25 protein-coding genes and 2 tRNA genes are annotated in these 23,968 nt (G+C 58.5%); 19 read left to right on the top strand and 8 right to left on the bottom strand.

Going from position 1 to position 23,968, the window contains the following annotated elements:
* The first annotated feature begins 22 nt into the window (after positions 1 to 22).
* The 3 genes from SELSP_RS08460 to SELSP_RS08450 all read left to right on the top strand — a co-directional run bounded on the left by SELSP_RS08460 (position 23) and on the right by SELSP_RS08450 (position 2,977).
* The gene (locus tag SELSP_RS08460) at positions 23 to 1,414 is read left to right on the top strand and encodes a DUF342 domain-containing protein (protein WP_013740931.1); all 1,392 of its coding nucleotides are present in this window, start codon (positions 23 to 25) and stop codon (positions 1,412 to 1,414) included.
* A gap of 62 nt (positions 1,415 to 1,476) precedes the next feature.
* Positions 1,477 to 1,809, top strand: a complete 333-nt coding sequence (locus SELSP_RS08455) for a hypothetical protein (protein ID WP_013740930.1) — start codon at positions 1,477 to 1,479, stop codon at positions 1,807 to 1,809.
* Between the two features lie 109 nt (positions 1,810 to 1,918).
* Positions 1,919 to 2,977, top strand: a complete 1,059-nt coding sequence (locus SELSP_RS08450; RefSeq protein ID WP_006191347.1) for a hypothetical protein — start codon at positions 1,919 to 1,921, stop codon at positions 2,975 to 2,977.
* A gap of 147 nt (positions 2,978 to 3,124) precedes the next feature.
* On the opposite strand, the gene SELSP_RS08445 is transcribed toward SELSP_RS08450, so the two are convergent.
* Positions 3,125 to 3,201, bottom strand: a tRNA-Arg gene (locus SELSP_RS08445).
* A 2-nt stretch (positions 3,202 to 3,203) separates the two neighbouring features.
* Positions 3,204 to 3,280 (bottom strand) — tRNA-Pro (locus SELSP_RS08440).
* 137 nt (positions 3,281 to 3,417) lie between these two features.
* Between SELSP_RS08440 and SELSP_RS08435 the strand changes: the two genes are divergently transcribed.
* The 3 genes from SELSP_RS08435 to SELSP_RS08425 are packed head-to-tail and all read left to right on the top strand — an operon-like array spanning position 3,418 to position 6,407.
* Positions 3,418 to 4,362: a sirohydrochlorin cobaltochelatase gene (locus tag SELSP_RS08435; RefSeq protein ID WP_013740929.1), complete on the top strand. Its 945-nt coding sequence runs from the start codon at positions 3,418 to 3,420 to the stop codon at positions 4,360 to 4,362.
* Between the two features lie 51 nt (positions 4,363 to 4,413).
* Complete coding sequence (locus SELSP_RS08430) at positions 4,414 to 5,694, top strand: purple acid phosphatase family protein (RefSeq protein ID WP_013740928.1); 1,281 nt, start codon at positions 4,414 to 4,416, stop codon at positions 5,692 to 5,694.
* Between the two features lie 20 nt (positions 5,695 to 5,714).
* Positions 5,715 to 6,407 (top strand): flagellar brake protein, encoded by a 693-nt coding sequence (locus SELSP_RS08425; protein ID WP_006191352.1) that lies wholly within the window; start codon positions 5,715 to 5,717, stop codon positions 6,405 to 6,407.
* A 101-nt stretch (positions 6,408 to 6,508) separates the two neighbouring features.
* Here SELSP_RS08425 and SELSP_RS08420 read toward each other — a convergent pair whose 3' ends face one another.
* Positions 6,509 to 7,813, bottom strand: coding sequence for a M18 family aminopeptidase (locus SELSP_RS08420; protein WP_006191353.1), 1,305 nt, complete (start codon positions 7,811 to 7,813; stop codon positions 6,509 to 6,511).
* A complete protein-coding gene (locus SELSP_RS08415; protein ID WP_006191354.1) occupies positions 7,810 to 9,189 on the bottom strand; it encodes a sodium:solute symporter family protein in 1,380 nt (459 codons plus the stop codon). The genes SELSP_RS08420 and SELSP_RS08415 overlap by 4 nt, the downstream gene beginning before the upstream one ends.
* Before the next feature lie 203 nt (positions 9,190 to 9,392).
* Here SELSP_RS08415 and SELSP_RS08410 point away from each other — a divergent pair, with 203 nt between their 5' ends.
* The 4 genes from SELSP_RS08410 to SELSP_RS08395 all read left to right on the top strand — a co-directional run bounded on the left by SELSP_RS08410 (position 9,393) and on the right by SELSP_RS08395 (position 12,532).
* Positions 9,393 to 10,037 (top strand): NfeD family protein, encoded by a 645-nt coding sequence (locus SELSP_RS08410; RefSeq protein ID WP_006191356.1) that lies wholly within the window; start codon positions 9,393 to 9,395, stop codon positions 10,035 to 10,037.
* A 14-nt stretch (positions 10,038 to 10,051) separates the two neighbouring features.
* Complete coding sequence (floA, locus tag SELSP_RS08405; RefSeq protein ID WP_006191357.1) at positions 10,052 to 11,038, top strand: flotillin-like protein FloA; 987 nt, start codon at positions 10,052 to 10,054, stop codon at positions 11,036 to 11,038.
* Positions 11,039 to 11,065: 27 nt separating this feature from the next.
* The gene (locus SELSP_RS08400; protein WP_006191359.1) at positions 11,066 to 11,533 is read left to right on the top strand and encodes a large conductance mechanosensitive channel protein MscL; all 468 of its coding nucleotides are present in this window, start codon (positions 11,066 to 11,068) and stop codon (positions 11,531 to 11,533) included.
* 120 nt (positions 11,534 to 11,653) lie between these two features.
* Positions 11,654 to 12,532: an NAD(P)-dependent oxidoreductase gene (locus SELSP_RS08395; protein WP_071585608.1), complete on the top strand. Its 879-nt coding sequence runs from the start codon at positions 11,654 to 11,656 to the stop codon at positions 12,530 to 12,532.
* A 20-nt stretch (positions 12,533 to 12,552) separates the two neighbouring features.
* Here SELSP_RS08395 and SELSP_RS08390 read toward each other — a convergent pair whose 3' ends face one another.
* Positions 12,553 to 12,954, bottom strand: a complete 402-nt coding sequence (locus SELSP_RS08390; RefSeq protein WP_006191362.1) for a GtrA family protein — start codon at positions 12,952 to 12,954, stop codon at positions 12,553 to 12,555.
* Between the two features lie 76 nt (positions 12,955 to 13,030).
* Between SELSP_RS08390 and SELSP_RS08385 the strand changes: the two genes are divergently transcribed.
* From SELSP_RS08385 to SELSP_RS08370, 4 genes are all read left to right on the top strand, one after another.
* Complete coding sequence (locus tag SELSP_RS08385; RefSeq protein ID WP_006191364.1) at positions 13,031 to 14,851, top strand: heme NO-binding domain-containing protein; 1,821 nt, start codon at positions 13,031 to 13,033, stop codon at positions 14,849 to 14,851.
* A 97-nt stretch (positions 14,852 to 14,948) separates the two neighbouring features.
* Positions 14,949 to 15,110, top strand: a complete 162-nt coding sequence (locus SELSP_RS08380) for a rubredoxin (RefSeq protein WP_006191366.1) — start codon at positions 14,949 to 14,951, stop codon at positions 15,108 to 15,110.
* A 188-nt stretch (positions 15,111 to 15,298) separates the two neighbouring features.
* A complete protein-coding gene (locus SELSP_RS08375; protein ID WP_013740926.1) occupies positions 15,299 to 16,267 on the top strand; it encodes a malate dehydrogenase in 969 nt (322 codons plus the stop codon).
* A 108-nt stretch (positions 16,268 to 16,375) separates the two neighbouring features.
* A complete protein-coding gene (locus tag SELSP_RS08370) occupies positions 16,376 to 17,032 on the top strand; it encodes a DUF4352 domain-containing protein (RefSeq protein ID WP_006191369.1) in 657 nt (218 codons plus the stop codon).
* A 60-nt stretch (positions 17,033 to 17,092) separates the two neighbouring features.
* On the opposite strand, the gene SELSP_RS08365 is transcribed toward SELSP_RS08370, so the two are convergent.
* Positions 17,093 to 17,788, bottom strand: coding sequence for a nuclease-related domain-containing protein (locus SELSP_RS08365; protein ID WP_006191371.1), 696 nt, complete (start codon positions 17,786 to 17,788; stop codon positions 17,093 to 17,095).
* Positions 17,789 to 17,944: 156 nt separating this feature from the next.
* Here SELSP_RS08365 and SELSP_RS08360 point away from each other — a divergent pair, with 156 nt between their 5' ends.
* Together SELSP_RS08360 and tadA are read left to right on the top strand one after the other, a co-directional pair.
* Positions 17,945 to 18,226, top strand: a complete 282-nt coding sequence (locus tag SELSP_RS08360; protein ID WP_006191372.1) for a hypothetical protein — start codon at positions 17,945 to 17,947, stop codon at positions 18,224 to 18,226.
* On the top strand, positions 18,216 to 18,722 hold the full coding sequence (tadA, locus tag SELSP_RS08355) for a tRNA adenosine(34) deaminase TadA (protein ID WP_006191373.1): 507 nt from the start codon (positions 18,216 to 18,218) through the stop codon (positions 18,720 to 18,722). The genes SELSP_RS08360 and tadA overlap by 11 nt, the downstream gene beginning before the upstream one ends.
* A gap of 9 nt (positions 18,723 to 18,731) precedes the next feature.
* Here tadA and SELSP_RS08350 read toward each other — a convergent pair whose 3' ends face one another.
* On the bottom strand, positions 18,732 to 19,436 hold the full coding sequence (locus SELSP_RS08350; protein WP_013740925.1) for a hypothetical protein: 705 nt from the start codon (positions 19,434 to 19,436) through the stop codon (positions 18,732 to 18,734).
* Between the two features lie 160 nt (positions 19,437 to 19,596).
* On the opposite strand from SELSP_RS08350, the gene SELSP_RS08345 reads away from it, so the two are divergent.
* The 3 genes from SELSP_RS08345 (at position 19,597) to SELSP_RS08335 (ending at position 23,752) form a co-directional block, all read left to right on the top strand.
* Positions 19,597 to 20,442, top strand: a complete 846-nt coding sequence (locus tag SELSP_RS08345; protein ID WP_006191376.1) for a ChbG/HpnK family deacetylase — start codon at positions 19,597 to 19,599, stop codon at positions 20,440 to 20,442.
* Positions 20,439 to 22,106, top strand: coding sequence for a DUF3329 domain-containing protein (locus SELSP_RS08340; protein ID WP_006191377.1), 1,668 nt, complete (start codon positions 20,439 to 20,441; stop codon positions 22,104 to 22,106). Before SELSP_RS08345 ends, SELSP_RS08340 begins: the two co-directional genes overlap by 4 nt.
* Positions 22,107 to 22,438: 332 nt before the next feature.
* On the top strand, positions 22,439 to 23,752 hold the full coding sequence (locus SELSP_RS08335) for an S-layer homology domain-containing protein (protein ID WP_013740923.1): 1,314 nt from the start codon (positions 22,439 to 22,441) through the stop codon (positions 23,750 to 23,752).
* Here the strand turns inward: SELSP_RS08335 and SELSP_RS12280 are convergent.
* Positions 23,727 to 23,915 carry a hypothetical protein gene (locus tag SELSP_RS12280; RefSeq protein ID WP_169311129.1) on the bottom strand — a complete coding sequence of 63 codons (189 nt, stop codon included), beginning with the start codon at positions 23,913 to 23,915 and terminating at the stop codon, positions 23,727 to 23,729. The two genes, SELSP_RS08335 and SELSP_RS12280, sit on opposite strands and share 26 nt — an antisense overlap.
* Between the last annotated feature and the right edge of the window lie 53 nt (positions 23,916 to 23,968).

Genomic DNA, 23,968 nt, shown 5'->3' with positions numbered 1-23,968 from the left:
GCAAGAAGGAGGCAAAAAGGGCATGAGCGAACAGGAAAGGGCTGACGGAGAACGTCCGGTCTACAGCAAGATCAATATCCATGTCAGTTCGGACAAGATGGTGGCTACGGTCGGGTTTGACCATACGGACTCCAACGCATATCCGACGGCGGAGATGATCAAGAAGGCGCTCCAGGACAAGGGCGTCGTATTCGGCTTCGACGAGGCGGCGATCGAGCAGGGCGCGAAAGACGGAAAGGACTTCGAGGCGGCGCTTGGCAAGGAGCCACAGCATGGCGAGGACGCCTATCTGAAGAAGAACTACGACCTCGGGGTCAAGGGACGCCCCAAGACGGATGAATATGATCGGGCGGACTACAAGAACATGAACCTCTTCGTGCTCGTGAAGCAGGGCGAGCTTCTCGCTGAACGCGTTCTGCAGACGGACGGAGAGCCGGGCATGAATGTGCTCGGCGGCAAGGTCAACCAAAAGAAGGGGAGGCCGCTCGTATTCAAGGCGGGAAAGAACTCCTCGATTCGCGATGAGAATTTCCTCTACGCCGATATCGACGGACAGATCGTCGACACGGGCAAGGTCATCGGCGTCGACCCTCGCCTCGTCATCAAGGAGGATGTGGGCGTCGGCACGGGCAACATCGAATTTACGGGAGCGGTCGCTGTCCAGGGAAGCGTGCAGGCAGGATTTGTGGTAAAGGCTACGGGTGACATCGAGGTCGGCGGCATCGTTTCGGGCGCCGAGGTCGAGGGAAACAACATCCTCGTCAAGGGCGGCATCCAGGGCATGAACCGCGGCTTCGTCAAGGCGAAGGGGACGCTCATGGCATTCTTCGCAGAAAATGCGGAGATCGAAGCGGGACATAATGTCACGATTGCTGACGTTGTACTGAATTCACAGGTGCGTGCAGGCAAAAAGGTCACGGTGCTTGGCAGACGCGGGCAGATCATGGGTGGCTCTACGTTCGCCGGAGAAGAAATCGAGGCGACCCAGATCGGCAACCCTGCGAATGTTGCGACGAAACTTGAAGTCGGCGTCAACCCGATGGTGCAGCGTCAGTACAAGGCGGTGTGCCAGGAGTACGGCGATACGAAGAAGAAGCTCGACGAGATCAAGAAGACGCTCGCGACGCTCGGCAAGGTTGACATCAGCAAACTGCCGCCCGAGAGGCAGGAAATGGTCGCGCAGTTGGGGAAGGTGCGTTTCCAAGTGGAAGGGCAGTTGGAGCGCCTTCTGGAAGAGATGGACGAACTTGAGGAGAAAATCCAGAGCATGAAGCGCGGCCGCATCCGCGCTGCCGATACGATATATCCGGGCGTGAAGCTCAAGATCAACAACGTCATCAAGAATGTTCATTCGGAGGAGAAACGCTGCACGCTGAGCGTGGAAGGCGATCAGATCCGCACGGGCGCTTATTGATACGGGCGACGTTCTTGCGGATCGTGTCCCCTTGACTGTGCTTGGAAAGGATGGTGGGATGCATGGATGTAACACCGATGAGTTTGCAGGCAATCGTGCCGCGCACCTCTGAAGCGACGCAGGTGCAGCACAACATGAATCAGCAGTCGGCTGTACAGCAGGATTTTCAGGCCGTGCGTGACAAGCAGGAAACGGCGTTAAAACAGACGCAGGTCAGGAAGAAGGATCAGGCAGAAGAGGAGCGCATCAAGGACGATCCCGATCGCCGCAGGAAGCAGGGGCGCGGCAGGCGAGGCTCTGGCGGCGGCAGGCATGCCGAACAGGAGGAGGAAGCGCCGACGGAGAGGTTCGCCGTCGATGTATTCCGTGGACGCAATATTGATATATCTACGTAGGGAATGAAACGGGGCTGTCATAAGTCGTAGTCGACTCATGTGACAGCCCTATTTTAGAGGGAGAGCTGAATTTCTCAGCGATTTCTGGAGATAAGGGGAGCTGCGAGAAGTGATCACGGAAATTCTGGGCGCATTGATTGTCTTGGGGGCGGTGCTTGTCCTCATCATGCGGCGTCTTTTGAGCAAGGGAAAGGCCAAGGAGAAAGAATCGGTCGAAGTTTCCGCGAGTCGTCTGCGCTATGAGATCGAGCGCTCGGGTGACGCCGTCATCGGTAGGATGCAGATCCATGTCGAACGATTGGAGCGCATTTTGGCGGAGGCGAACGCGCAGAAGGCGGCTTTGGATGAGCGTCTTGCTGCCCTCGCGCAGTGGGAGAAGGTCTACGGCGCACGGCTCGGCGCTTTGCCGCAGCAGATGGAGTTCGCCTCCTCTGCGCCCCGCACGGCGACACAGGCGCCTCCGACTGTTTCTCCCGTCACTGCAGCGCCCGCTGTTTCCTCCCCTTCTGCCGTCGAAGTTGCCGCATCGTCCGCTGCAGCCATTGCGCCCGCTGCGGTTTCCACCGTCGGTGCGGGAGAGACGGCGTCGAGCTTTCAGGCAGCCCTGATGAAGCAGATGGCCGGAAGCCCGATTGGCGGTGCGGTGGATTTGCAGCTGCCGCCTGAGGAAATGGGGACGGACGCGGCGGCGAACATCGCGCATGGCACTCAGGCGGCGCAGGAGAATATGCGTCGGGAGATTCCCGTCCACGAAGATGCTGCATCCCGTGCATTGTCGGCGGCGCAAATGCCCGATGAGATGCAGGATGATGAGACGCAGGACGATGAGGCGTATGAGTACGAGGAGTACGAGGAAGATGAGTCGGAGGAAGAAGACGAAGAGGCAGTGATGGAAGAAGAGGCGGACGAATACGAAGAGGACGAACCGGCGGACGAGGAAGAGCCGCCGGAGTTTTCGGGCGAGGATTTGACCGCTGTGCAGGAAGCGGACGAGGCAGACGATGTGAAAATCCCGTCGCCTGATGTGCCTCCGAGCCGTCAGCAAGAGCAGATCCGTGCCTTTCTGCGCCAAGGAATGAGCGCGGAGGAAATTTCTCAGCGACTGGGACTCGGACTCGGCGCCATCGAACTCGTTCGTCACATAGAAAAGCGTGCGCACGAAGAGTAAACTACACGCACAAACGTCCACCTTGTGGACATTGTGCGCCGCCCTTAATGAAAGTTACCCAATCGGTCTGCGCCCTTCGGGCTTGACTTCTTGGACTTTCATAGTAAACAAAAGGGCTTGGCAAAATGCCAAGCCCTGCAGTATTCATGGTGCGACAGGAGGGATTCGAACCCCCGACCCACGGCTTAGAAGGCCGTTGCTCTATCCGACTGAGCTACTGACGCGATGGTCGGAGCAGCAGGATTTGAACCTGCGACCCCCTGGTCCCAAGCCAGGTGCTCTACCAAACTGAGCCATGCCCCGAAAACGCCGATGAAAAGTGTATCATGCGTAACATGAAAATTATAAAGGATATGGCGCGTTTTGTCAAGGTAGTGTTGGGAAACAACGATAAGCAGGAATTTCTGAGAAAATCACGACGGAAGAGAGAAGGGCGAAATATGGCACATACAGGTTACAAACTCCATGAGGAAGTAAAGACAGCGGGCGCCGCTTTGCAGCGAGCCGCAAGCCTCGGCGTGCTTGTGGCGGACAATGCCGCGCTCACTGCCGGTGAGGAACGGGATGCCATCCTCGTCATGAGTTTCGGCACGACGTTCAAGGAGACGCGCGAGAAGACGATTGACGCCGTGGCGGAGGAGGTGCGGCGCATGCATCCCGCAGTCAAGGTCATGCTCGCCTTCACGTCGCACATCGTCATCGAGCGTGTGGAAAAGAACGAGGGCATCCGCTATCCAACGCCCGAAGAGGCGCTGCAGAAGCTTAAGGAAGAGGGCTGTACGCGTGTCGCTCTCGTTTCGCTCGACATCATCCCGGGCATCGAGTATGCCTATAAGCGGGAAGTCTTTGACGAATGCAAGCCGTGGTTTCAGCGCATGACGCTCGGCACGCCTCTTGTCTATTGGCAAGGGCAGGAGGAGAAGCGCGATGATGTCGCAGAGGTCATGGCGGCTGTTGCGAAGGAGTTGCCGGCGCGTGCGGAAGACGAAGCCGTGCTCCTCATGGCGCACGGCACGCCGCATCCGGCAAATGCCTACTACGCTGTCATGCAGGCTCGCTTGGAAAATCTCGGTGAAGAGCGCGTCTACATCTACACCGTCGAGGGACGGCCGAATCTGGACGATGTCGTGCCGAAGCTCAAGGAGGCGGGCATAAGGAAGGCCACGCTCGCCCCTTTAATGCTCGTGGCGGGCGATCATGCGACGAACGATATGGCGGGCGACGAGCCGGATTCGCACAAATCGCTTTTGGAGCGCGAAGGCTTTCGCGTGCAGACGATTCTCAAGGGTATCGGAGAGAACGCCGCCGTGCGCAAAATTTTCGCGGCACGGGCAGCCGAGGCGTATGAGGCGCTGCTCGACACGGCAGAGAGTAAGCGTTTTTGAGGGCAACGGATGCAGAAGGTCTGCATCGGATGGTGCGAAGGAGGTTTCGCTATGCTGTCCGCCTCTTTACCGGCGCTGTCGCGCCGCGGGTTTTTGAAAATATCGCTGCGGACGCTGCTTTCGCTGGGAATCGGCAGTTTGTTCCCCGCGCGCTGGCGCAGGGCCTTTGCCGCTGAGGGGCTGGAAGCGTTCTTCGTGCGGCAGATCGTCACCGAGGACAGTCGAACCTCGCGCATGATTGCATGGGAGTCCACGGTGAGTGAGGTGCAGGCTGTCGTCGATCTGCGACTTGTGGGTGCAGCAGGGTTTTCTTCTTTCGCGGTGAGCGAGAAACTTCTCGATGACGGCGGCGAGCGGCTGTTCTCTCACGAGGCGCTTCTGACAGGGCTTTCGCCGGGCGCTTCGTATGAGTACCGCCTGCGCACGGGCGATACATCGTCGCCTTGGTTTTCCCTGCGAACGGCGGGGGACGGCGCATTCAAGGCGCTGATCTTTCCCGATTCGCAGTGCTCGGACGGATATCGCACATGGAAGAAGGCGGCGGAAAGTGCGGCGGCGCAGCACCCGGACGCGGACTTCTTTATCATGATGGGTGATCTCGTCGACAATGGGGAGGCCGCCTACCAGTGGCGGCAGTGGTTCGAGGGGGCGGCGGGACTCATGAGCCGCCTGCCGTGCGCTCCGCTGATGGGCAATCATGAAGCGTATGATCTCGACTGGCAATGTCGCCTGCCCTTGGCTTGGCTCGGCTACTTTCCCGTGCCCGGCAACGGCAGTCTGCGCTTCTCGCATTGGTACTATTCCTTCGATTACGGGCCGTGCCACTTCGTCGCGCTTAACACGCAGTGGGAGGAAGTCGAGGCATTGCGTGCGGGACTCCTGGAGGAGCAGATGGCTTGGCTGCGCCGCGACATGGCGGCGAGCCGCAAGAAGTGGAAGATCGTCTTGATGCACAAGGATGTCATCGAGTACGACTACCCCGATTTGAGCGATCCCGTCACGGGTGACATCAGTGCGACGGGGCGTCTACTCATGCCGCTCTTCGATGAATTGCGTCCCGATGTCGTTTTGACGGCGCATCAGCATACGTATCGGCGGCTAGGGTCTATCGTGAACTTTGCGCCGAGCGAAGAAGGACCTTTCTACATCGATACGGGAAACTGCGGCAACTGCTATTACGATGTGCCTGTGAATGCGCGTTTCGACAAGAAGGTGCTCACCCAGCCTGAGCGCGGCAATTATATGACATTGGAGGCGTCGGCGGAGCGTCTGCACTTTTCGTGCTTCCTGCCCGACGGAAGCCTTGTCGATGAAGTGAGTTTGCGGAAGTGATGACAGGAAGAAGAGGAGATATGACGACGGAGAGTATGGCGGCAGAATGCTTTGCGCCCGAAGAAGTGCTCGTGCTGGAGGAGAAGATTTATTTTTTGCAGGAGGGCGGAAAGAAGACGCGTATAGGAATTCTCAAGGAGATGACGGCAGACCGTCTGATCGTCGAGATGCGCCTGACGGATGCCGAATATGCACACGGCCCTGAGTCCGGCGCACGTTTCCACTGTGCCATGCCGAGCGAGAAGTGCACCTATCGCTTTTCTTCGGTGTTTTGCGCGAGCAGTCCCCTGCCCGATCATATCTGGTACATGGAGCTTCCGGCGGAGGTCGAGCGCCAGCAGAAGCGTGATTTCGTGCGCGTGCCCGTGCCGCTTCCCATGCAGGTGACCTTGTCGAATCTCTACGGCGGCAAGAACAAAGCGAAGGATACGACGCTCGTCGACATCAGCGGCAACGGCGTTTCTTTCGTGTGGAAAGAGCCGCTGGAAGACGGCATGGAAATCGAGATCGCCATACCCGATCTGCCCGCCGTTGGCGAGCTGAAGACGACGGCTGTCGTCATGCGCTCGCTCGACCGCACGGCGCTTGCGACGCCCATTTATCACATCGGCGCACATTTCGCGGCATATCTTGACAAGAGGCAGCAGAACCAGCTCGTTCGATGTATCTTCTTGCTGCAGCGCAAGTATTTGGAGCGCGGGCTTGGCATTTGAGCACGGGATTTTAGAATGAAGAAGACGCCCCCGAGAGCCGAGGATGGCTTTCGGGGGCGTATTTCGTGTCTGCGGTTTCGCGCAGGATGGTAATTGCTTTTTCAAGCGAGAAACGCCGTGAGAAGTCGCTCAAGCGATTCTTGGTCGGCGGCGCCCATCGTCTCGCGCGCCGAGTGCATGGCGAGAATGGGCGCTCCGATGTCCATCGTGCGCACGGGGACGAAGGAGGAAGCGATGGCGCCGAGCGTCGAGCCGCCGCGGCTGTCGGCGCGGTTCACGAACCTCTGCCAGGGAATCTCATGCTCTTCGGCAAGCGCGCGCACGACGGCGGAGGCTTCGGCGTCTCCCGCGTAGCTCTGCGACGCCGCCTGCTTGAGGACGACGCCTGCTGCGAGCGCGGGACGCACGACGGGATCGCTCTTCGCCGCGTGCGAAGGATGGACGGCGTGCGCCACGTCGACGGAGAGCAAAAAGCCGTCGGCGAGCGCACGGCAGACGGCGTCGCTTTCGCCAGAAAGGTCTTGATAGATGCGGCGCAGCACATCGCCGAGCACGGCGGAACCGGCACCCTGCTTCGTTCGGCTGCCGACCTCCTCGTTGTCGAAGAGCGCGATGAGGCGAATGCCCTGTGTGGGATGCGCTTCTTCGATGCCCTTGAGGCAGGCGAGCACGGAGGTGAGGTTGTCGAGCCTTGGCGAGGAGATGAATTCGTCGCGAAGTCCGAAGGTGCAGCCCGTCTCGCAAGGGTAAGCGCCGAGATCGTAGGAGAGGATGGCGTCTCGCTCTGTTTCACAGGCTTCGGCGAGCCAAGCGAGGAAGAAGTCCTCTTCTGCGTCCTTACCGAGGAGCGCGGCGAGCGGCAGCATGTCTTTTTGCGCGTTCAGCGCGCCGTCTTTGTTGACGTCACGGTCCATGTGGATGGCAAGGCTCGGGATCGTCATGAGCGGCTTTTGAAAGTCGACGAGCCGCACCTCGGGATGAAAGGCGTCCTTGCCGCGCAGCACGATTTTGCCCGCGAGCGAGAGCGGCCGGTCGAGCCATGTGCGCAGGATGAGTCCGCCGTACGTTTCGATGTTGAGCGTGCCGCAGCCGTCGCGTGTCATGCCTGCCTCGGGCTTCAGGCGAAAGCATGGGAAGTCCGTGTGCGCCGCCGCCATAAGAAGAGGCGTGCCGTGGCTCTTGAGCGGCTTCTCGCCGACGACGAAGGCGAGGAGCGTCGAGCCGTAGACGCGCAGGAAGTAGCGTCCGCCGGCGGCAAGACGCCACGAGTCCGCAGGCTTGAGTTCTTGAAAGCCCGCACGAAGAAGTCTCTTGGCGCTCTCCTCTACGACATGAAAAGGGGAGGTCGAGCACTGGATGAAACCGAGCAGCTCTTCTGCCGCTGTGGGTATGGCTGTAGTTGTCATGAGAGATTCCTCCGTGTATGTTCTTTACAAATTCCCGGCAGGATGAGTGCCGCACTGACGATAAGGCCGATGAAGAGCGGATGGATGGCGCTTCCTGCAGCGACTGCCGCCGTGGCAGCTGCCGTAGAAAGCAGCATGGAGGCGGTAGCCCAGCGCGGGGAAAGCCGCCCGGGACAGAAAATCGCCAGCGTCAGCGGCAGGAAGATGCCGCCGCCGCGAAGCGCCATCGACAGGTAGTTCCAGACGAGCACCTCGCTGTCGATGTAGGAAAGGGCGAAGAGAGCGGCAAGCGCCATGACGAGGAGCACCATGAGGCGGTGCAGAAGGAGAAGCCGTCTTTCGCTCTTCACGGCGAGGAGCGGCGCGAATACGTCGTGCGAGAGCATTGTGCCGATGCCGAGCGAGAGTCCGCCGATGCTGCCGACGAGGGAGAGCACGATGCCGCCCATGGCGATGCTGCCGATGAGCGTTCCTGCATGCGTAAAAAGGTAGGCGGGCAGTGCGAGAATGGGCGCGATGTCGGGCGCGGCCGCGTGCATGTAGATGCCGATGATCGAGCACGGCAGTCCGACGGGGATGACGATGAGCGCGGCGGTGAATGCACCGATGGTTGCCGTGCGCGGGTTGGCGGCGGAGAAGATGGCCTGGATGTAGGACTGCGTGGAGATGACGCCGACGATGAGCGAGAGGAGTCCGGCGGCGATGCTCTGGGCGCCGGCATGTCCGAGGCTCCATGTGCCGGACGCGAGCGGCGCCGCCGCTGTGAGCGCGGGCAGTCCGTGCCAGGCGGCGATGCCTGCGAGGCAAAGGCTCAGCCATAGGACGATCATCTTCAGGATGCCGCCGACGCCGGCGCTCTTCATGCCGCCGAAGAAGACGTAGCAGGCGACGAGGGCGATGAGGGCGAAGGCCGCCGTGCCGTAGCCGACGCCGAAGATCGCGGCGATGAGATGTAGTCCCGGCAGCGTGCTTGCAACGGCGCTGAAGAAGATGCCGACGGAGGAGACGAGGCTCGAAAAGACACTCGCACTCTTGCCGTAGCGGATGCCGAGGAACTCGGGAATCGTTTCGAGCGAGGTGCGCCGCAAGGGTCTCGCATAGAAAAGCCCCATGATGATGAGGGCGATTCCTGTGCCGAGCGTGAACCACCACGCGGAAAGCCCGAGCGAGTAGGCGAGCTGCGCCGTGCCGACGGTCGCGCCGCCGCCGACGCAGGTGCCGGCGATCGTGCCTGCGACGAGCGGCGCACCCGCACTGCGTCCATTGAGGCTGAAGCCTTCCGCCGAGTGGATGGAGCGGGCGGCATAGAGACCGCTCGCGAGGACGAGCGCGATGGTCGCGAGCATGAGTGCAAGCTGTGCTGTAGAAATTTCCATAGGAAGCGAGCCTCCCAGAACGATTTTTGTCAGAAGATTTTCCTTTCTGCCATTATACGCCTATGGAGTCCGACAGGCAAATGATTCCTCCGTTGGCTTGTACTGGGCATTTTCTCCTGTGATTTTAAGGATGTTCGGCAGGTTTTTGTGTTTCTTCATGGAATAGATATAGGGAGAAGGTTCGTGGGAAAGGATGTGATCGTATGGAATTTGTCGGCGGGACTCCCGCCCTGCAGGTGCTCCTCGTCGCCGTGATCTTTCTTGCGGTGCTCATGGAGGTCAAGACGGGCGGCACGGGATTCGGCGTCTTGCTCGGACTCATTGCGGCGGGCGTCTTCTTCAGCAGTCAGTATGTGAAGGGACTCGTGAGTCTCTACGAAGTCGCCGTCTTTCTCGTGGGCATCCTTCTGATCGTAGCCGAGGTGCTCCTGCCTGCTACGGGTGTCTTGGGCGCTCTCGGCGTCGCGGCGATGCTCTACAGCGTCGTTCTCGCGCTTGGCGGCGACGTCAATGCCGTCTACGCGCTTTTTGCCGCATTCGCGCTCGCGCTTCTTCTCTTCGCACTCATCGCGCGCTTTCTGCCCGAGAGCCGCCTTTGGAAGAGGGTCGTTCTGCACGACGCTTCGACGAGTGCAAAGGGCTATGTGAGCGCCGAGGAGCGCACGGATCTCATCGGACGTGAAGCTCTTGTTTTGACCGACGTGCGTCCTGCCGGTTCGATCCTCGTCGACGGTGTGCCCGTCGATGTCGTCTCCGAGGGCGCTTACATCGAGAAGGGCGAGCGTGTCTGTGTGACGGAGGTGCACGGCAGCCGCATCGTCGTGCGCCGCGTCAGGGAAAAGGATTGATTGGAGGGTTCTTTATGGAAGGCGTCATAGCATTGGCATTTCTCTTCGTCGTCGCTGTCCTCGTCGTCATGGTGTTCCTGCACTTCGTGCCCATCGGGCTTTGGATTTCGGCGATTGCAGCGAACGTTCCCGTGAACATCATCACGCTCATTGGCATGCGCATGCGCCGCGTGCCGCCCGGCAAGATCGTCATGCCGCTCATCAAGGCGAACAAGGCGGGGCTTGATGTGCAGGTCAACCAGCTCGAAGCGCACTACCTTGCGGGCGGCAACGTCGACAAGGTCGTCGACGCCCTGATTGCCGCGCACCGCGCGCAGATTCCCCTGCCGTTCGAGCGCTCGGCTGCCATCGACCTTGCGGGACGCGACGTGCTCGACGCCGTGCAGATGAGCGTCAATCCCAAGGTCATCGAGACGCCGATCGTCTCCGCTGTCGCCATGAACGGCATCGAGTTGAAAATCAAGGCGCGCGTGACCGTGCGAGCCAACATTGACCGCCTCGTCGGCGGAGCGGGCGAGCCGACAATCATCGCACGCGTCGGCGAGGGCATCGTCACGACGGTCGGCTCTTCGGCGAGCCACGGCGAGGTGCTCGCGAACCCCGACGTCATCTCGAAGACCGTGCTCGGCAAGGGGCTTGACGCAGGGACGGCATTTGAAATTCTCTCCATCGACATCGCGGACGTCGACGTCGGGCGCAACATCGGTGCGGAGCTGCAGACCGATCAGGCGGAGGCCGACAAGCGCATCGCGCAGGCGAAGGCCGAGGAGCGCCGCGCCATGGCGGTCGCCAAGGAGCAGGAGATGAAGGCCTACACGCAGGAGATGGAAGCGAAGGTCGTCGAGGCGCAGGCGGAAGTGCCGCACGCGATGGCGGAAGCCTTGAAGAGCGGCAACCTCGGCGTCATGGACTACTACAACCTGCGCAACGTGCAGGCAGACACCGACATGCGCACGGCGATCAGCGAGGCGGGCGCGAATTCGCCGCATACGGCGAAGTAAGATGGAAGAGGGAAGGAGGCAGTCGGCATGAGCGTCACGGGCATCGTCCTCTTCGTCATATTCCTCCTCGTAAAAAGTCTGTTGGACAAGAAGAAAAAAGAGGCGCGTCGGCAGAAAGCGCCGGAATCCTCGGCATCTCCGGACGAAATGGGAGGAACGCCTGAAACGACGCAGGTCATGGCCGAGAATCCCGCAGAAGTACGGGATTTGCTGCGCCGCTTCTTGGACGAGCGGGCGGCAGCGGTTGAGACGAGCGATGTACCGAGCGAGGCGCTCTCCGAAATTGAGTCTGCTTCTGCTGCCCGCTCGTCCGCTTCTTTGCGCCATGCGGAAAACAGGGGAAAAAAGCTGCAGAATTCGCCGGAAGAAGCAGCGCGCCCCCGTGCCCTCGCGCTCGATCTTGCGCCCGCCGGCCTGCTGCAGGCGGTCGTACTCGCCGAGGTCATCGGGCGTCCCAAGGCGCAGCGCAGGCGGAGTCCGTATTTCCGTCCGTGAGAGGAGAGAAGAATCCCCGACACTCCGCAGCAGCGGCAGGCGGCGGGGATTTGCAATATGTAGGAAACAGGAAGAAGCATCCAGGAAAGTGCGGGACGTAACCGCGTTTTTCAAGGGAGGATGAATCGTATGGCAAGAGAAAAAATCGGTTTTATCGGAACGGGCGTCATGGGAAGCAGTATGGTGAGGAATCTCATGAAGGCCGGCTATCCCGTCAGCGTCTACACGCGCACGAAGGAAAAGGCGAAGAAACTCATCGAGGAAGGGGCGGCTTGGTCGGCCTCGCCAAAAGAACTGGCGAAGGAGGCGGACATCGTCATCTCCATCGTCGGCTACCCGAAGGACGTCGAGGAGATTTACCTGGGCGCTGAAGGTGTTCTCGCAGCGAAGGAGGGCGGCATCGTCATCGACATGACGACGTCAAGCCCTGCGCTCGCCAAGAAGATTTTCGCTGCGGCGAAGGAAAGGGGCGTCGCCGCGCTCGATGCGCCCGTCTCGGGCGGCGACATCGGCGCGAGGGACGCGACGCTCGCCATCATGGTCGGCGGAGAGCGAGAAGCATTCGAGAGGTGCAAAGACCTCTTCGCCGCCATGGGAAAGACCGCGCATTATTTCGGTGCGGCGGGCAGCGGGCAGTTCGTCAAGATGAGCAACCAGATCGCCATCGCCTCGAACATGCTCGGCGTTGCCGAGGCCATGGCGTATGCGAAGAAGAGCGGCTTGGACGCTGAGGCGGTGCAGCAGACGATTGCAGGCGGCGCGGCAGGCTCGTGGTCGCTGACGAATCTCGCGCCGAAGATGCTCGCGGGCGACTGGTCGCCGGGCTTCTTCATCAAGCATTTCCTCAAGGACATGCGCATCGCCGTCGAATCGGCTGAGGAGATGGGGCTTGACCTTCCGGGACTCAAGCTCGCCAAGAAGCTCTACGAGGAGCTTTCCGCGCGAGGCATGGAAGACTGCGGCACGCAGGCGATCTTTTGCTGGTATGAAGGTGAATGAAGGAGCTTTTTGAGGGCGGCTCACTTCCTGCCGAAGGCGAAGAGCTTTACGGCGAGGAAGGTGATGGGCACGCCGAGGACGGCGGCTAATATGAAAGCCGCGAGACTGGGAAAGCCGAGCTGGTTGTAGAAGAGGAAGACGATGACGTTCTGAATCACATAGTTCGGAATATAGGAAATCGCGAACTTCACACACTTTTGGAGCGTCATCGGTTCGTGGAAGATCAAGCGGCTGTTGAGCGCGTAGGCGATGATGTTTGCGAGGATGTAGCCGATGTTGAACGCGAGATTCGTATCGACGAGAAGCTCGAAAATTTTGGCGAGCAGACTGCCGTTGAACGTGTTGAGGCAGCCGACGGCGAGAAACAATAGGAACTCGCGTGTGAAGAAGTGACGGCGCATCGTCTTGGAAAATGCGGACATGAAAATCCTCCCCTTGCTGTTTGTTGTCAGTATAGCATAAGAAGGGCAGGAGAGGAAAGGAAATGCGCCGCAGGATATGATGAAAGAAGAGGAGCGGATCATGAAGGGAACTGTTGTGGCGACGTGGATGGATACGGCGCAGAAGCTTTGGGATGGAACGGCCGTCCAAGAATCATGCCGGGAGGCGGGATGGGCGCCGGGCCGCATCTTCACCCCGTTGGAAGATGTGCCGGACAGTGAGATCCGCACCTTTGTCGATGCTCTGGCAAGGCATACGGGGCAGACGCCGGATGATGTTTGGTACGAATTGGGGCGCGACAACGTCCTGACCTTTGCCGCTGTATATCCGTCCTTTTTTGAAGGCAAGAACATCTATACGTTCCTCGCTTCCATCTACAACGTGCATGTGGAAATCGTCAAGAAGATTCCGGGCGCGAATCCGCCGCTCTTGAAGGTGACGCCGCTGTCCGAGCACGAGGCGGAGCTTCTTTACAAGTCGAAGCGCAGCCTCATTCCGTACTTCCGCGGCCTGTTGAAGGGCGCGATCGACTACTTCAAGGAGCCGGTCGAGGTCAATGTCGTGGAGGAAGGGACTGGCGTCGTGCGCCTGCGGCTGCGCTTCAAGGAGCGCATATTGGAAAAACGGAGATTTTCGTTCAGCTGTGCGCTTGGCCTGTTTTCTCGTTCATTGCCCGTCAAGTTCGCCATCATGTCCTTCGCCGCATCGCTCGTGCTCAGCGTGCTCTTTTGGCTTTTCGGCACATCTTCTGTCGTATTCGCTTTTCCCCTTCTCATGGGCATCGTGGGCGGCGCCAGCGCATTTTTGCTGCTCGCACCGCTGCGCCTTTTGCGCCGCGAGCTTGCGGACATCGCCGAGCATCGCTTCTCCGCTGATCTCGTGCTGACTTCGCGCGATGAATTTGAGGAGCTGGGGGCGCTGATCGACGCCTACAAGAAGTCGGTGCGTGCAGACTTCACCGGATTTCGCGGCATGGGGGATGAACTCATCGCCTATGGCGGCAAGTTCAATGAACTGGCGAGCAACATGAGTCATGCTTCCGCCCACATCGCGGAGGTCGTCGACAGCGTGTCGGAAGCGACGACAGAGAGCGCTTCTTCGACGGGGCAGGTGGCCGAGGTTCTGAACCGAAACGTCGAGGCGCTGCAGCAGGTCGTCTCCTCGCAGGAGAAGAACAATCGAAGCCTTGCGGAAGCCGTGGAAAATGTGGCGCTCGGCTTCGACGGCGTGCGTGCCTCCAGCGATGCGCTGGGCAGGAGCATGGAAAACTTCGCCGCCGTGCGCAACGCCGCCGACTCCTTGAAGAGTGAGACGGAGAAGATCATCTCCATCGCCAACATGGTGACGGAAATCGCCTCGCAGACGAATCTCCTGGCCCTCAACGCTTCGGTCGAAGCGGCGCGCGCCGGCGAGCAGGGCAGGGGCTTTGCCGTCGTCGCGCAGGAGATCGGCAAGCTCGCCGCCGAATCGCGCGATCAGGCGGACACGATCACATCTGACGTGCGCAACATCACGCGCATCATCAATGACGTCGTCGCGAGCATCGACACGGAATACCATGCGCTCGGCAAGGAGAGCGGAGAACTCGTGCAGGTCGTTGAGAGCAACAACGCTTTCGTCGCGAATATCCGCGAGGTGTCGGCGAGCATCGGCGGCATCATAGAGCGTCTCAACGACGAGATGAGACGCATGAATGATGCCATCGGACAGGTGAAAAATGTCGCAGGACTTTCCGAGGAGAATTCCGCTGCAGCAAAGTCCGTCAACGAGACGGTGGGCGATCATCACGGGAAACTGCAGGACATGATGGAAAAGATCCAGGATTTCCAGAAGATCGCCGTGTCGTTCACGGACGACATCAAGAATTTCAAAATATGATTTTCAAAACGCTTGCTTTGTCTGACCGTGCATAGTATCATAGGAGCGTAGCGGGGCGCTGCCCCGAAGATTTCATTCTGACAAGGAGGAATTTCTTATGAAAACTTGGACTTGCACGGTTTGCGGCTGGGTGTACGATGAGGCGCAGGGAGATCCTGACTATGATCTCGCTCCGGGCGTGAAGTTTGAAGATCTGCCGGAGGACTTCGTCTGTCCCTTGTGCGGTGTGGGCAAGGATATGTTTGAAGAGCAAGCATAGCCTTTGCGCATACGGATAAATGGGAGTAATGATTTCATCAAAATTTGCATGAAACAAATTGATTATTTCTGTAAATTTTGGTATAATCAAAGGCGATGAACTTGGGTTTTATTTATCATCCAAGCACTGGAGATGCGTCCCGGCAAGTGGGGGATGCCTCGCCGAATTTCAAAGGAGGCAGATTTTACATGAAAGTAACAGTTGTTGGTGCAGGTAATGTCGGAGCTACCGTTGCGAACGTTCTTGCGACGAAGGCGTTCTGCAGCGAGGTCGTCCTCGTTGACATCAAGGAAGGCGTGCCTGAAGGCAAGGCCATCGACATCATGCAGACGGCTCACATGCTGAACTTTGACACGACGGTGAAGGGCGTCACGGCTCTGCCGGACGATCCGAACGGCTATGCTCCTACGGCGGGTTCCGAGGTCGTCGTCATCACGTCCGGCATGCCGCGCAAGCCGGGCATGAGCCGCGAGGATCTGATCGGCGTCAACGCAAAGATCGTCAAGAGCGTTGTCGATCAGGCTCTGAAGTTCTCCCCCGATGCGTACTTCATCATCATCTCCAACCCGATGGACGCCATGACGTACTTGGCGCTGAAGGATTCCGGCCTGCCGCGCAACCGCATCCTCGGTCAGGGCGGTATGCTCGACAGCAGCCGTTTCCGCTATTACCTCTCCGTCGCATTGACGGAAGCCGGCTATCCTGCGACGCCGACGGACATCGACGGCATGGTTCTGGGCGGCCACAGCGACAAGACGATGGTTCCGCTCGTAAGCCATGCTACGCTGCGCGGCGTCCCCGTGACGCAGCTCCTCTCGAAGGAAGCGCTGACGGACGTCGTCGAGAAGACGAAGGTCGGCGGCGCAACGCTCACGAAGCTCCTCGGCACGTCCGCATGGATGGCTCCGGGCGCTGCGGCGGCGATGATGGTCGAGGCGATCGCTCTCGATGCGAAGAAGCTCATTCCGTGCTGCGTCGGCTTGGACGGCGAGTACGGCGAGAAGGATCTCGCGATCGGCGTGCCCGTCATCCTCGGCAAGGGCGGCTGCGAGAAGATCATCGAGGTTCAGTTCTCCGACGAGGAGAAGGCGAAGTTCGCGGAGAGCGTTGCCGCTGCACGCGACACGAACTCGAAGCTCGGCGATGCGCTGAAGTAATCTCTCATACGTCAAAAAAGCTCCTGCATCTTGCGGGAGCTTTTTCTTTGGGAAAATGGCTTTTTTGACGATATAATGTCATAAGAGTGGAAAAAGGGGAGTGGATGTATGAAGGCTTTGGCAGGGAGATTCGCCGCCATCACGCTGGCGGCTGTCGTCCTTTGCGTTGGCGGCTATTGGTTCTTCTTTGCGGGCGGCAGTGCAAGGCTTCTTGCAGGCAGTTCGCAGCAGGCGGCGAGCACATCGTCTCAGGAGAAGGCACAGGAAGGGAAGGCGGCGAATGGCGGAGAAGCGGCCGCTGTGGACGCCAAGGACGTGAAGGAAGCGCAGGAAAAGGCGAAGGAAGAAGCGGACAAGGACAAGGAAAAGAAGGAAGGCAAGAGTCCGTATTCGCTGCAGGTCATGATCTTGGAGGCGAAGCGCGTCGAATCGATCGAGGGCGCAAAGGAGGATGGGCCGTTCCTCATCGTCAAGGCTTCGATCGCGAATGCCGACAAGCAGCCCGTGAGCGTCGTGCCGCAGGGCATATCGCTCACGGACAGCGATCAGGAGCGGCACAGTGTATCGAAGGACGGCATGGCGGCTCTCGCTGCGCGGCAGACGCCCGTGTTCAACGCCGTCGACATCCCGCCGGGTGCAGCGGCGACGGCGAGCCTCGTCTTCGAGCTCGACGCGGACGAGCATCCCTCCGTGCTGACGATACAGCCTGCAGGCGGAGGCGACGTGATGAAGTTCCATCTGCCGGAAAGCGTGAAAGGGATATGAAAAAAGGAGCCGGCCGGCTCCTTTTTTCCTGCACGCAAAGCGAGTATTGACGTGTGCAGGTTACAGTCGTTCCGCAAGCGCTGCGGCAACCTTCGTTTGTTCTTCATCGGACAGCGGATGCTCGTCGGGGAAGCTCTTGATATGATCGAGCACCGCATCTTCCGACGTGTAGCAGCCCTCGATTTGTTCTTCGAATTCTGCACGCGTGAAGCAGACGCTGCCGTCGATCCACGGGCGAACGCCGCAGGAGGCGAGATACGACTGCAGTTCGCGGATGTTGCGCTTCATCTGCTGCAGGGGATTCTTCATCGGCACGCGATACGGCGTGCCCTTGCTGCCGACCTTGTGACGAATCCAGTCGCTGCCTGCCGTCGGCTCGATCTTGCCCGAGCGGGTCTTGACGTCGACGATGAAGACGCCGTTCGCCCCGACGATGACGGCATCGAGGTTCGTGCGCACGCCGATGCTCACGTTCGTGAAGATCTGGAAGGATTCGGGCAGACTCTTGAGAAATTCGACTTTTTCCGAACTTTTCATCGTGGCTGCCTTCGGTCCGCGTGCACTGCTTCCGGCGGCCAGCGTGACGACGGCGAGAATGATTCCTGTGAAGATGTAGAGCGCGTAGGGATCGGGCTCAAGGAAGACGAGTCCTGCGAGCCAGAGCAGGAAGACGATGAGGCAGACTGCCGCGAGGAAACGGTAGGTCAGCTGCGCCGTATCGGCAGGAAGTGTGTTTTGTGGTTGAACTGTGGTCATGAATGACTCCTTTCTTGGAGAAATCTAATAAGACAAAAAGCCTAAGAAACGTAGGTTTTTTATTAAGTTGCAGACTATTTTGAACGATATAAGAAGCATAAGGGAAAACGATTTTCCTTTAATGGAATCCTTTTTCATTTTCAGGAGGTGTCCGCCATGATTGACAAGGTTGAAAGGATCGCACGCATGAAGGGCGCCGTCTATGATGTACGTCGCCGCGAGGCGAAGGACGGCGAGAGCGGGAACAAGAAGGAAAACTTCAAGCGCATGCTCGAGTCGGCGATGGAGAAGAATAAGAAGAATCGCGAGGAAAAGGAGCAGGCTGCTGTGCAGGACGCCTACCATCTCGATGTGCACCGTGCTACGCAGTCGCTTTTCTATCGGAACCGGCAGGCGCTCGACCTGCGCGGGCTTGCGAGCCGAATCCATGCTGGATGACATCGCTTTTATGAAGGAGGCGCTCAAGGAGGCGCAGGAGGCTTTCCAGGCGGGCGAGGTGCCCATCGGCGCCGTGCTCGTCGATGCGGATGGCACGGTCGTCGCGCGTGCGCACAATATGCGCGAAACCTGGCACGATGGCACAGCACATGCCGAGATCATCGCCCTGCAGGAAGCGGCGAGGAAGCTTGGCCGCTGGCGTCTTTCGGGGCTGACGCTCTACGTTACGATCGAGCCTTGCCCGATGTGTGCGGGCGCGCTCGTCATGAGCCGCGTCGATCGCGTCGTCTACGGTGCGACGGACGCAAAGGCGGGCGCGTGTGAGTCGCTTTTCAACATCGTCCGCCATCCCGCGCTCAACCATCAGCTGGAGATGCGTGCAGGCGTCCTAGAGGACGAATGCAGAGCCATCATGAAGCGATTCTTCGGGCAGCGGCGCAAAAAAAGCAGTGCTTTGAAGAAGTGTGCGAATCAAGCGTTCGATGCGCCCGAGTGATCGGGTGCCCTAAATATCCCAAGAAAGAAGCTCGGGGCGCGGTGTTGCGCGGTCGATTTCGTTCAAGATCCAAGAGGCGTTCTCATGCGTGGCGGAGAACGCCTTTTCGAGTGCGTCTTCGTATTCTGCGGGAATCTCCATCTCGTGAAGCGCCATGTGCATGTAGTCCTTTGCGACGAGGACGACGCCGCGCTCGGCGGCGAGCTGTGCCTTGAAGCGGTAGCCGTAATAGAGATAGCTGTTGTGCTTGACGGGAATATCCTCGTAGGCGGCGATGCGCTCGTCGCATTCGGCTTCGGCTTCGGCGGCGCGTCCCATCGCATGCAGGATGTTCCAGCGCGCTGCCCAAAGTTCGCCGCGCAGGATGAACTTGTAGAGATAGTCCGTCTCCTCGGCAAGCTCGATCGCGAGGTTTATATGGGCGAGCGCATCTTCGTGCTCCTTCGCCGCATGCTCGATTTCGCTGAGGCGCTGCAGGGCGAAGACCTTTTCCTCAATATCCTCGCTGTTTCTCTCGTCGACGTCCTCGTCGAGAACGGAGCAGAAAAGCTCCCGCGCCTCCTGTGCTTTGCCGATTTCCTGCATGGCAAGAAAATGGCCGAGCCGTGCGCGCGCATGCCAGTCGCCGAAGCCGCTCGCAAAAAGCGCCTCGGGCGGTTTCCTCTTGCTCGCGAGCACAAGGGCGACGAGCGCATCAAAATCCTCTTTTGTCACGGATGAATCCTCCCTTGAATTTCTCATATATATTTCTATATTCGACCTTCGCCTGCGATTCCCTGCCGTTTGCAAAACATCTTCTTCTTGCGGTATAATCAAGATGTACGAAGAAAAAATCTGTCCTGTATGAAATGGATGTGAGGAAATATTGAAGCGGATGATCGTCAATGCCGATGATTTCGGTCGCCATGTGCGCATCAATGAGGCGGTGGAAAAGGGTGTCGAGATGGGCGTACTGCGTTCGGCGACGCTGATGGCGGGCGCTGCGGCGTTCGAGGACGCAGCGGAGCGCGTGCGTCGCCTGCCGAAACTCGGTCTCGGCATACACTTCACGCTGGTCGATGGTTTTCCCGTCCTGCCGCCCGAGGAGATTCCGTCGCTCGTCGATGAAAGCGGCGTCTTTTTGCCGAACTACGGCGCTTTTTCCAAGCGCTATGCGAAGGGCGGCGTGCACCTGGCGGAGGTGCGTGCCGAGCTTGCCGCGCAGCTGAAAAAGTTTGAGGCGGCGGGACTTTCCCTCGATCATGCCGACAGCCATCAGCACATGCACGTCCTGCCGGGAATCATCGAAATCGTCATCGGGCTTTGCCGCGAGGCGAAGATTCCCGCGCTTCGCGCACCGTTTGCGCCGCTCTTTGCCGGAAAGTTCGGCGGCATCGGCCAGTTCGCAGGACGCGTCGGACTCGCGCTCCTCGCGAGGAACGCCGCGAGTCTGGCAAGGAAGGCGGGGATTTCTGTGCCCAATCATTTCGTGGGTATCGTCGCGGGCGAGGCCGTCGATGAGGCGGAGTTGCTCCATGCGATCAAGAACCTTCGAGAAGGTGTGACCGAGGTCATGATGCATCCGGGCACGGCGAACGAGGAAATCGTGCGCGCCTCGGGCTGGCAGCACGACTTCGAAGCGGAGTTTGGCGCGATCCTCTCGCCGAAGGTCGCGAAGCTGGCGGCAGAAGAGGGCGTTGAGATCGTGAACTTTCAGGCATTGGGAGGAAGGATTGCATGACGAGAGGAAGATGCTGGCAGACGGTTCTTGTGGCGGCGGGAATCTTTGCGCTGATGTATGCGCTCAATCATCTCATGCCGCTGCATCGCGACGACTATGACTATTCGATGATCTGGCAGACGGGGCGGCACATCGCTTCTCTTTCGGACGTCATGGAATCTTTGCAGCGTCATTACCTGCTGCATGGCGGACGCATGGCAGCATTCTTCTTTCTCGACGTCTTTCTCCTTTTGGGCAAAGGGATCTTCGACGTTGCCAACGCCTTGATGTTCCTTGTGTTCATCGTATTGCTGACAATCCATGCGCGGCGCGATGGACGCTTCTGGCAGGAGCCGGGCATTTTTGCTGCCATGGGGATTCTTGCCTGGCTCTCGTTCCCGCATTTTGGCGAGGTGGCTGTTTGGAAATGCGGCGCTGCCGTCTACTTGTGGACGGGGGCGATCGTCGCCCTCTTTTTCGTGCCGTACAATCTTCATTTCAAAAAAATCGATAAGAGCGATATGCCTGCAAGACATTGGCTCATCGCGCCGATGTTCGCGCTCGGCGTCCTGGCGGGATGGTCGGTGGAAAATCTTGCCGTGACGGTGTTCGTATTGGCGGCGGGGATTTCTTGGCAGGCGAAACGCAAGGGTGCCTTGCCCCTTTGGATGCCGGCGGGGGCTTTCGGCGCACTCGCAGGACTCGTGCTGCTCGTGGCGGCGCCCGGCAATTTCGTGCGCTACGACGCGCAGGGAAGCGGCAAGGGAATTCTCATCCACATCGGCAACCAGTTTGCAGGAAACGGTGAGATGGTACTTTATCTCCTGCCCGTCATCTTGCTGCTGATCGCTGCGGGACGGATCTATCGACTGCATCTTGCGGAGGGTGCAAGGGCTGGCGGTGAGAAGCCGGAACCTCCCAGGCAAGCTTTTGGCTGGGGCAGGATGCTTTGCCTTGCCGTCATTGTTCTGCTCGTCGTTTCTTATTTCAACGGCAGTTTCTTTGCCGCTGCTCTGCGCGATTTCCTCGTCGCCCATGTGCTCGCACCGCTGGGGCTTGATAAGCCGCGCACCGTCGAGCACTTTGCCAATGTCATGGCGGGATTCGAGGAGATGGCGATCTATTGGCTCGCGATCTTCTTCTTCTACAGTCTCCTGAAGCGTGCTTTGGGCTTCTCGCATGAAACGCTTGCCAGTGCTCGAACGGTTCCGTGGCGCAGTGTGCTCCATGCTTTTCCTGCAGCACGGTATGCGGCGTTCCTCATCGTATTGGCGCTTTTCAACAACTTCGTCATGATTGCCGCGCCGACATTTCCGGCGCGGGCGACTTTCAGCTCCGTCGCCATGATTCTTATCGGCGCCTGTGCCGTGCTGCGCGATCCCATCGTCCGCGACTGCCTGTGGAATCGCGCGAAGAGGACGCTCCTGGCAGGATCTCTAGCCATCGGCATCTTCACGATGACCGCTGCGCTCTTCATCACGGCGGCGATGCAGCAGGAGAACGACGTGCGCCTCGCCATCGTCAAACAGGCAGCAGAAAATGGCGAGGAGATCGCCTATATGAAACCCATTCTTTTGAAAAATCGCGCTCTGCGCCACGTCTTCTTCGTCGACTTTGACAACGGCGTGACGAAGGACGGCCTCTGCCAGTATTACGGCATCAAGGACATTCGTGTGGAACGATAATGAAATAAGCAAGGCTGCTGCATGAAGCGAAAACAGCTTCATGCAGCAGCTGTTTTTACGGAAGCGTAACTCACAACGCTGGCGAAGTGAATTTCTGCGCGTGTGCTTCATCCGAAGAGGGGAATATGGTAGAGGAAAATATCTATTTTGGTGAAAGAGTCCTAACTTATGAATCTTGCTCATTTTCATGTTGCTTTCATTTATGATATATGATATCATTCTCACTAGCAAAGGGCTTGAGGATTGCTTGAGGAAACATGGATACTCTGAGGAATTCCTCACTCCTTTGCAGGATGTTCAAGATTCATTTATTTCAAAAGGAGGAGTCTCTCATGAAGAAGACACTTACAGCAGCGCTTACGACAGCGCTCGTCGTCGGCGCGGCCTCGACGACGTTCGCGGCAGCGAATCCGTTCAGTGATGTACCTGCCGACCATTGGGCGTATGATGCTGTTGCCGAATTGGCGGATGAAGGTGTCATTGAAGGCTATGGTGACGGTACGTATCGTGGTCAGAATGAGATCACGCGCTATGAGATGGCACAGATGGTCGCAAAGGCCATGGCGAAAGAGGATCAGGTCAATGCGCAGCAGAAGGCCATGATCGATCGTCTTGCCGCTGAATTCAGTGAGGAGCTCAACAATCTCGGCGTTCGCGTCTCGAATCTCGAAAGCCGCATTGACAACGTCAAGTGGACGGGCGAACTGCAGTACACCTACGAGCGTCAGAAGGCAGAGGACGCGGCTGACGCAGATACGACCAATGAGCTGGTGTTTCGCCTTGAGCCGGAGGCCACGGTCAACGACCATTGGAAGGTCAAGGCTCGTCTCGATGCGACGTGGGATGCGAAAGAGGACAAGGGTGATTCTGGATCTGTCGAACTCAAGCGCGCCTATGTCGAGGGAAATTACGGAACGACGGTGATCCGTGCTGGCAAGATGCCTATTCTCACGGAGCAGGGAATGTTGATTGATGATGACTTGGCGGGTGCGTCCGTGACCTTCGGTGAGGGAACGAAATTCGCAGGCACATTGTTTGCTGGTCGTTGGGATTTGGAAGATGCTGAAGGCGTGAAGGATAGTGTTCAGGATGCCCGAAGAAATCTGTGGTTTCATGGGAGTGCGACTGCAGACGTGCAGATGGTGAACCTCAAATGGATGCCCTCTGAGAAATTCGATATCGCGGCAGAGTATGTGCGCATTCATCAGAAAGCGGTTCTGAATACTGCTTTTGAGATGCACGATGCCAGCGACATTTGGGGAGTTGGCGCGACGTGGAAGCCGGTTGACACGGTATACCTCTCCGGTGGATATTGGAAGAATACCAGCGATGAAGGAAAAGCATATCTTGCCGGAAGGGATGGCATGAAAGCTTATAATATCGAGCTTGGCTACAAGGGCGCAGAGCCAGAAAATGCCCGTACCTTCGGTCTCTATGCAGCTTATCGCTATGTTGGCGGTGCTGTGGCATTTGCGCCGACGTTCGATGGGGCGCCTTGGAATACTAAGGGCTGGGAAGTTGGCGGTCAGTATACGTTCGCCAAGAATGTTGTCGGCTCGATGATTTACTTCAATGGTAAGGACTTGGCGAAGAGAAATCAGGATGGTGTGAACAAGTTCTTCACGCGCCTCGAATACTTCTTCTAAGCAGAGCTTTCTCCAGATGCTGAAAGAAGCCTGTGCACGAGTTTTGTGCGCAGGCTTCTTTGTAGTTTGTGTATATTCGCGCCTCAAGACCCAATTCTTGACGCAGGCCGTTTTGCAAGGTCTGGGGAAAGTCGATGTTGTTGGCGACGGCCAAATCGTTCATCCATTGTGGAATCGAGATGGTTTTCTTTATATTTGTTGAAACGCAGGCGGGCT

Origin of the sequence: Selenomonas sputigena ATCC 35185, assembly GCF_000208405.1 — a bacterium.
In the GTDB taxonomy this organism is placed as follows: Bacteria; Bacillota; Negativicutes; order Selenomonadales; family Selenomonadaceae; genus Selenomonas; species Selenomonas sputigena.
This window is presented reverse-complemented; position numbering and strand designations above follow the sequence as displayed.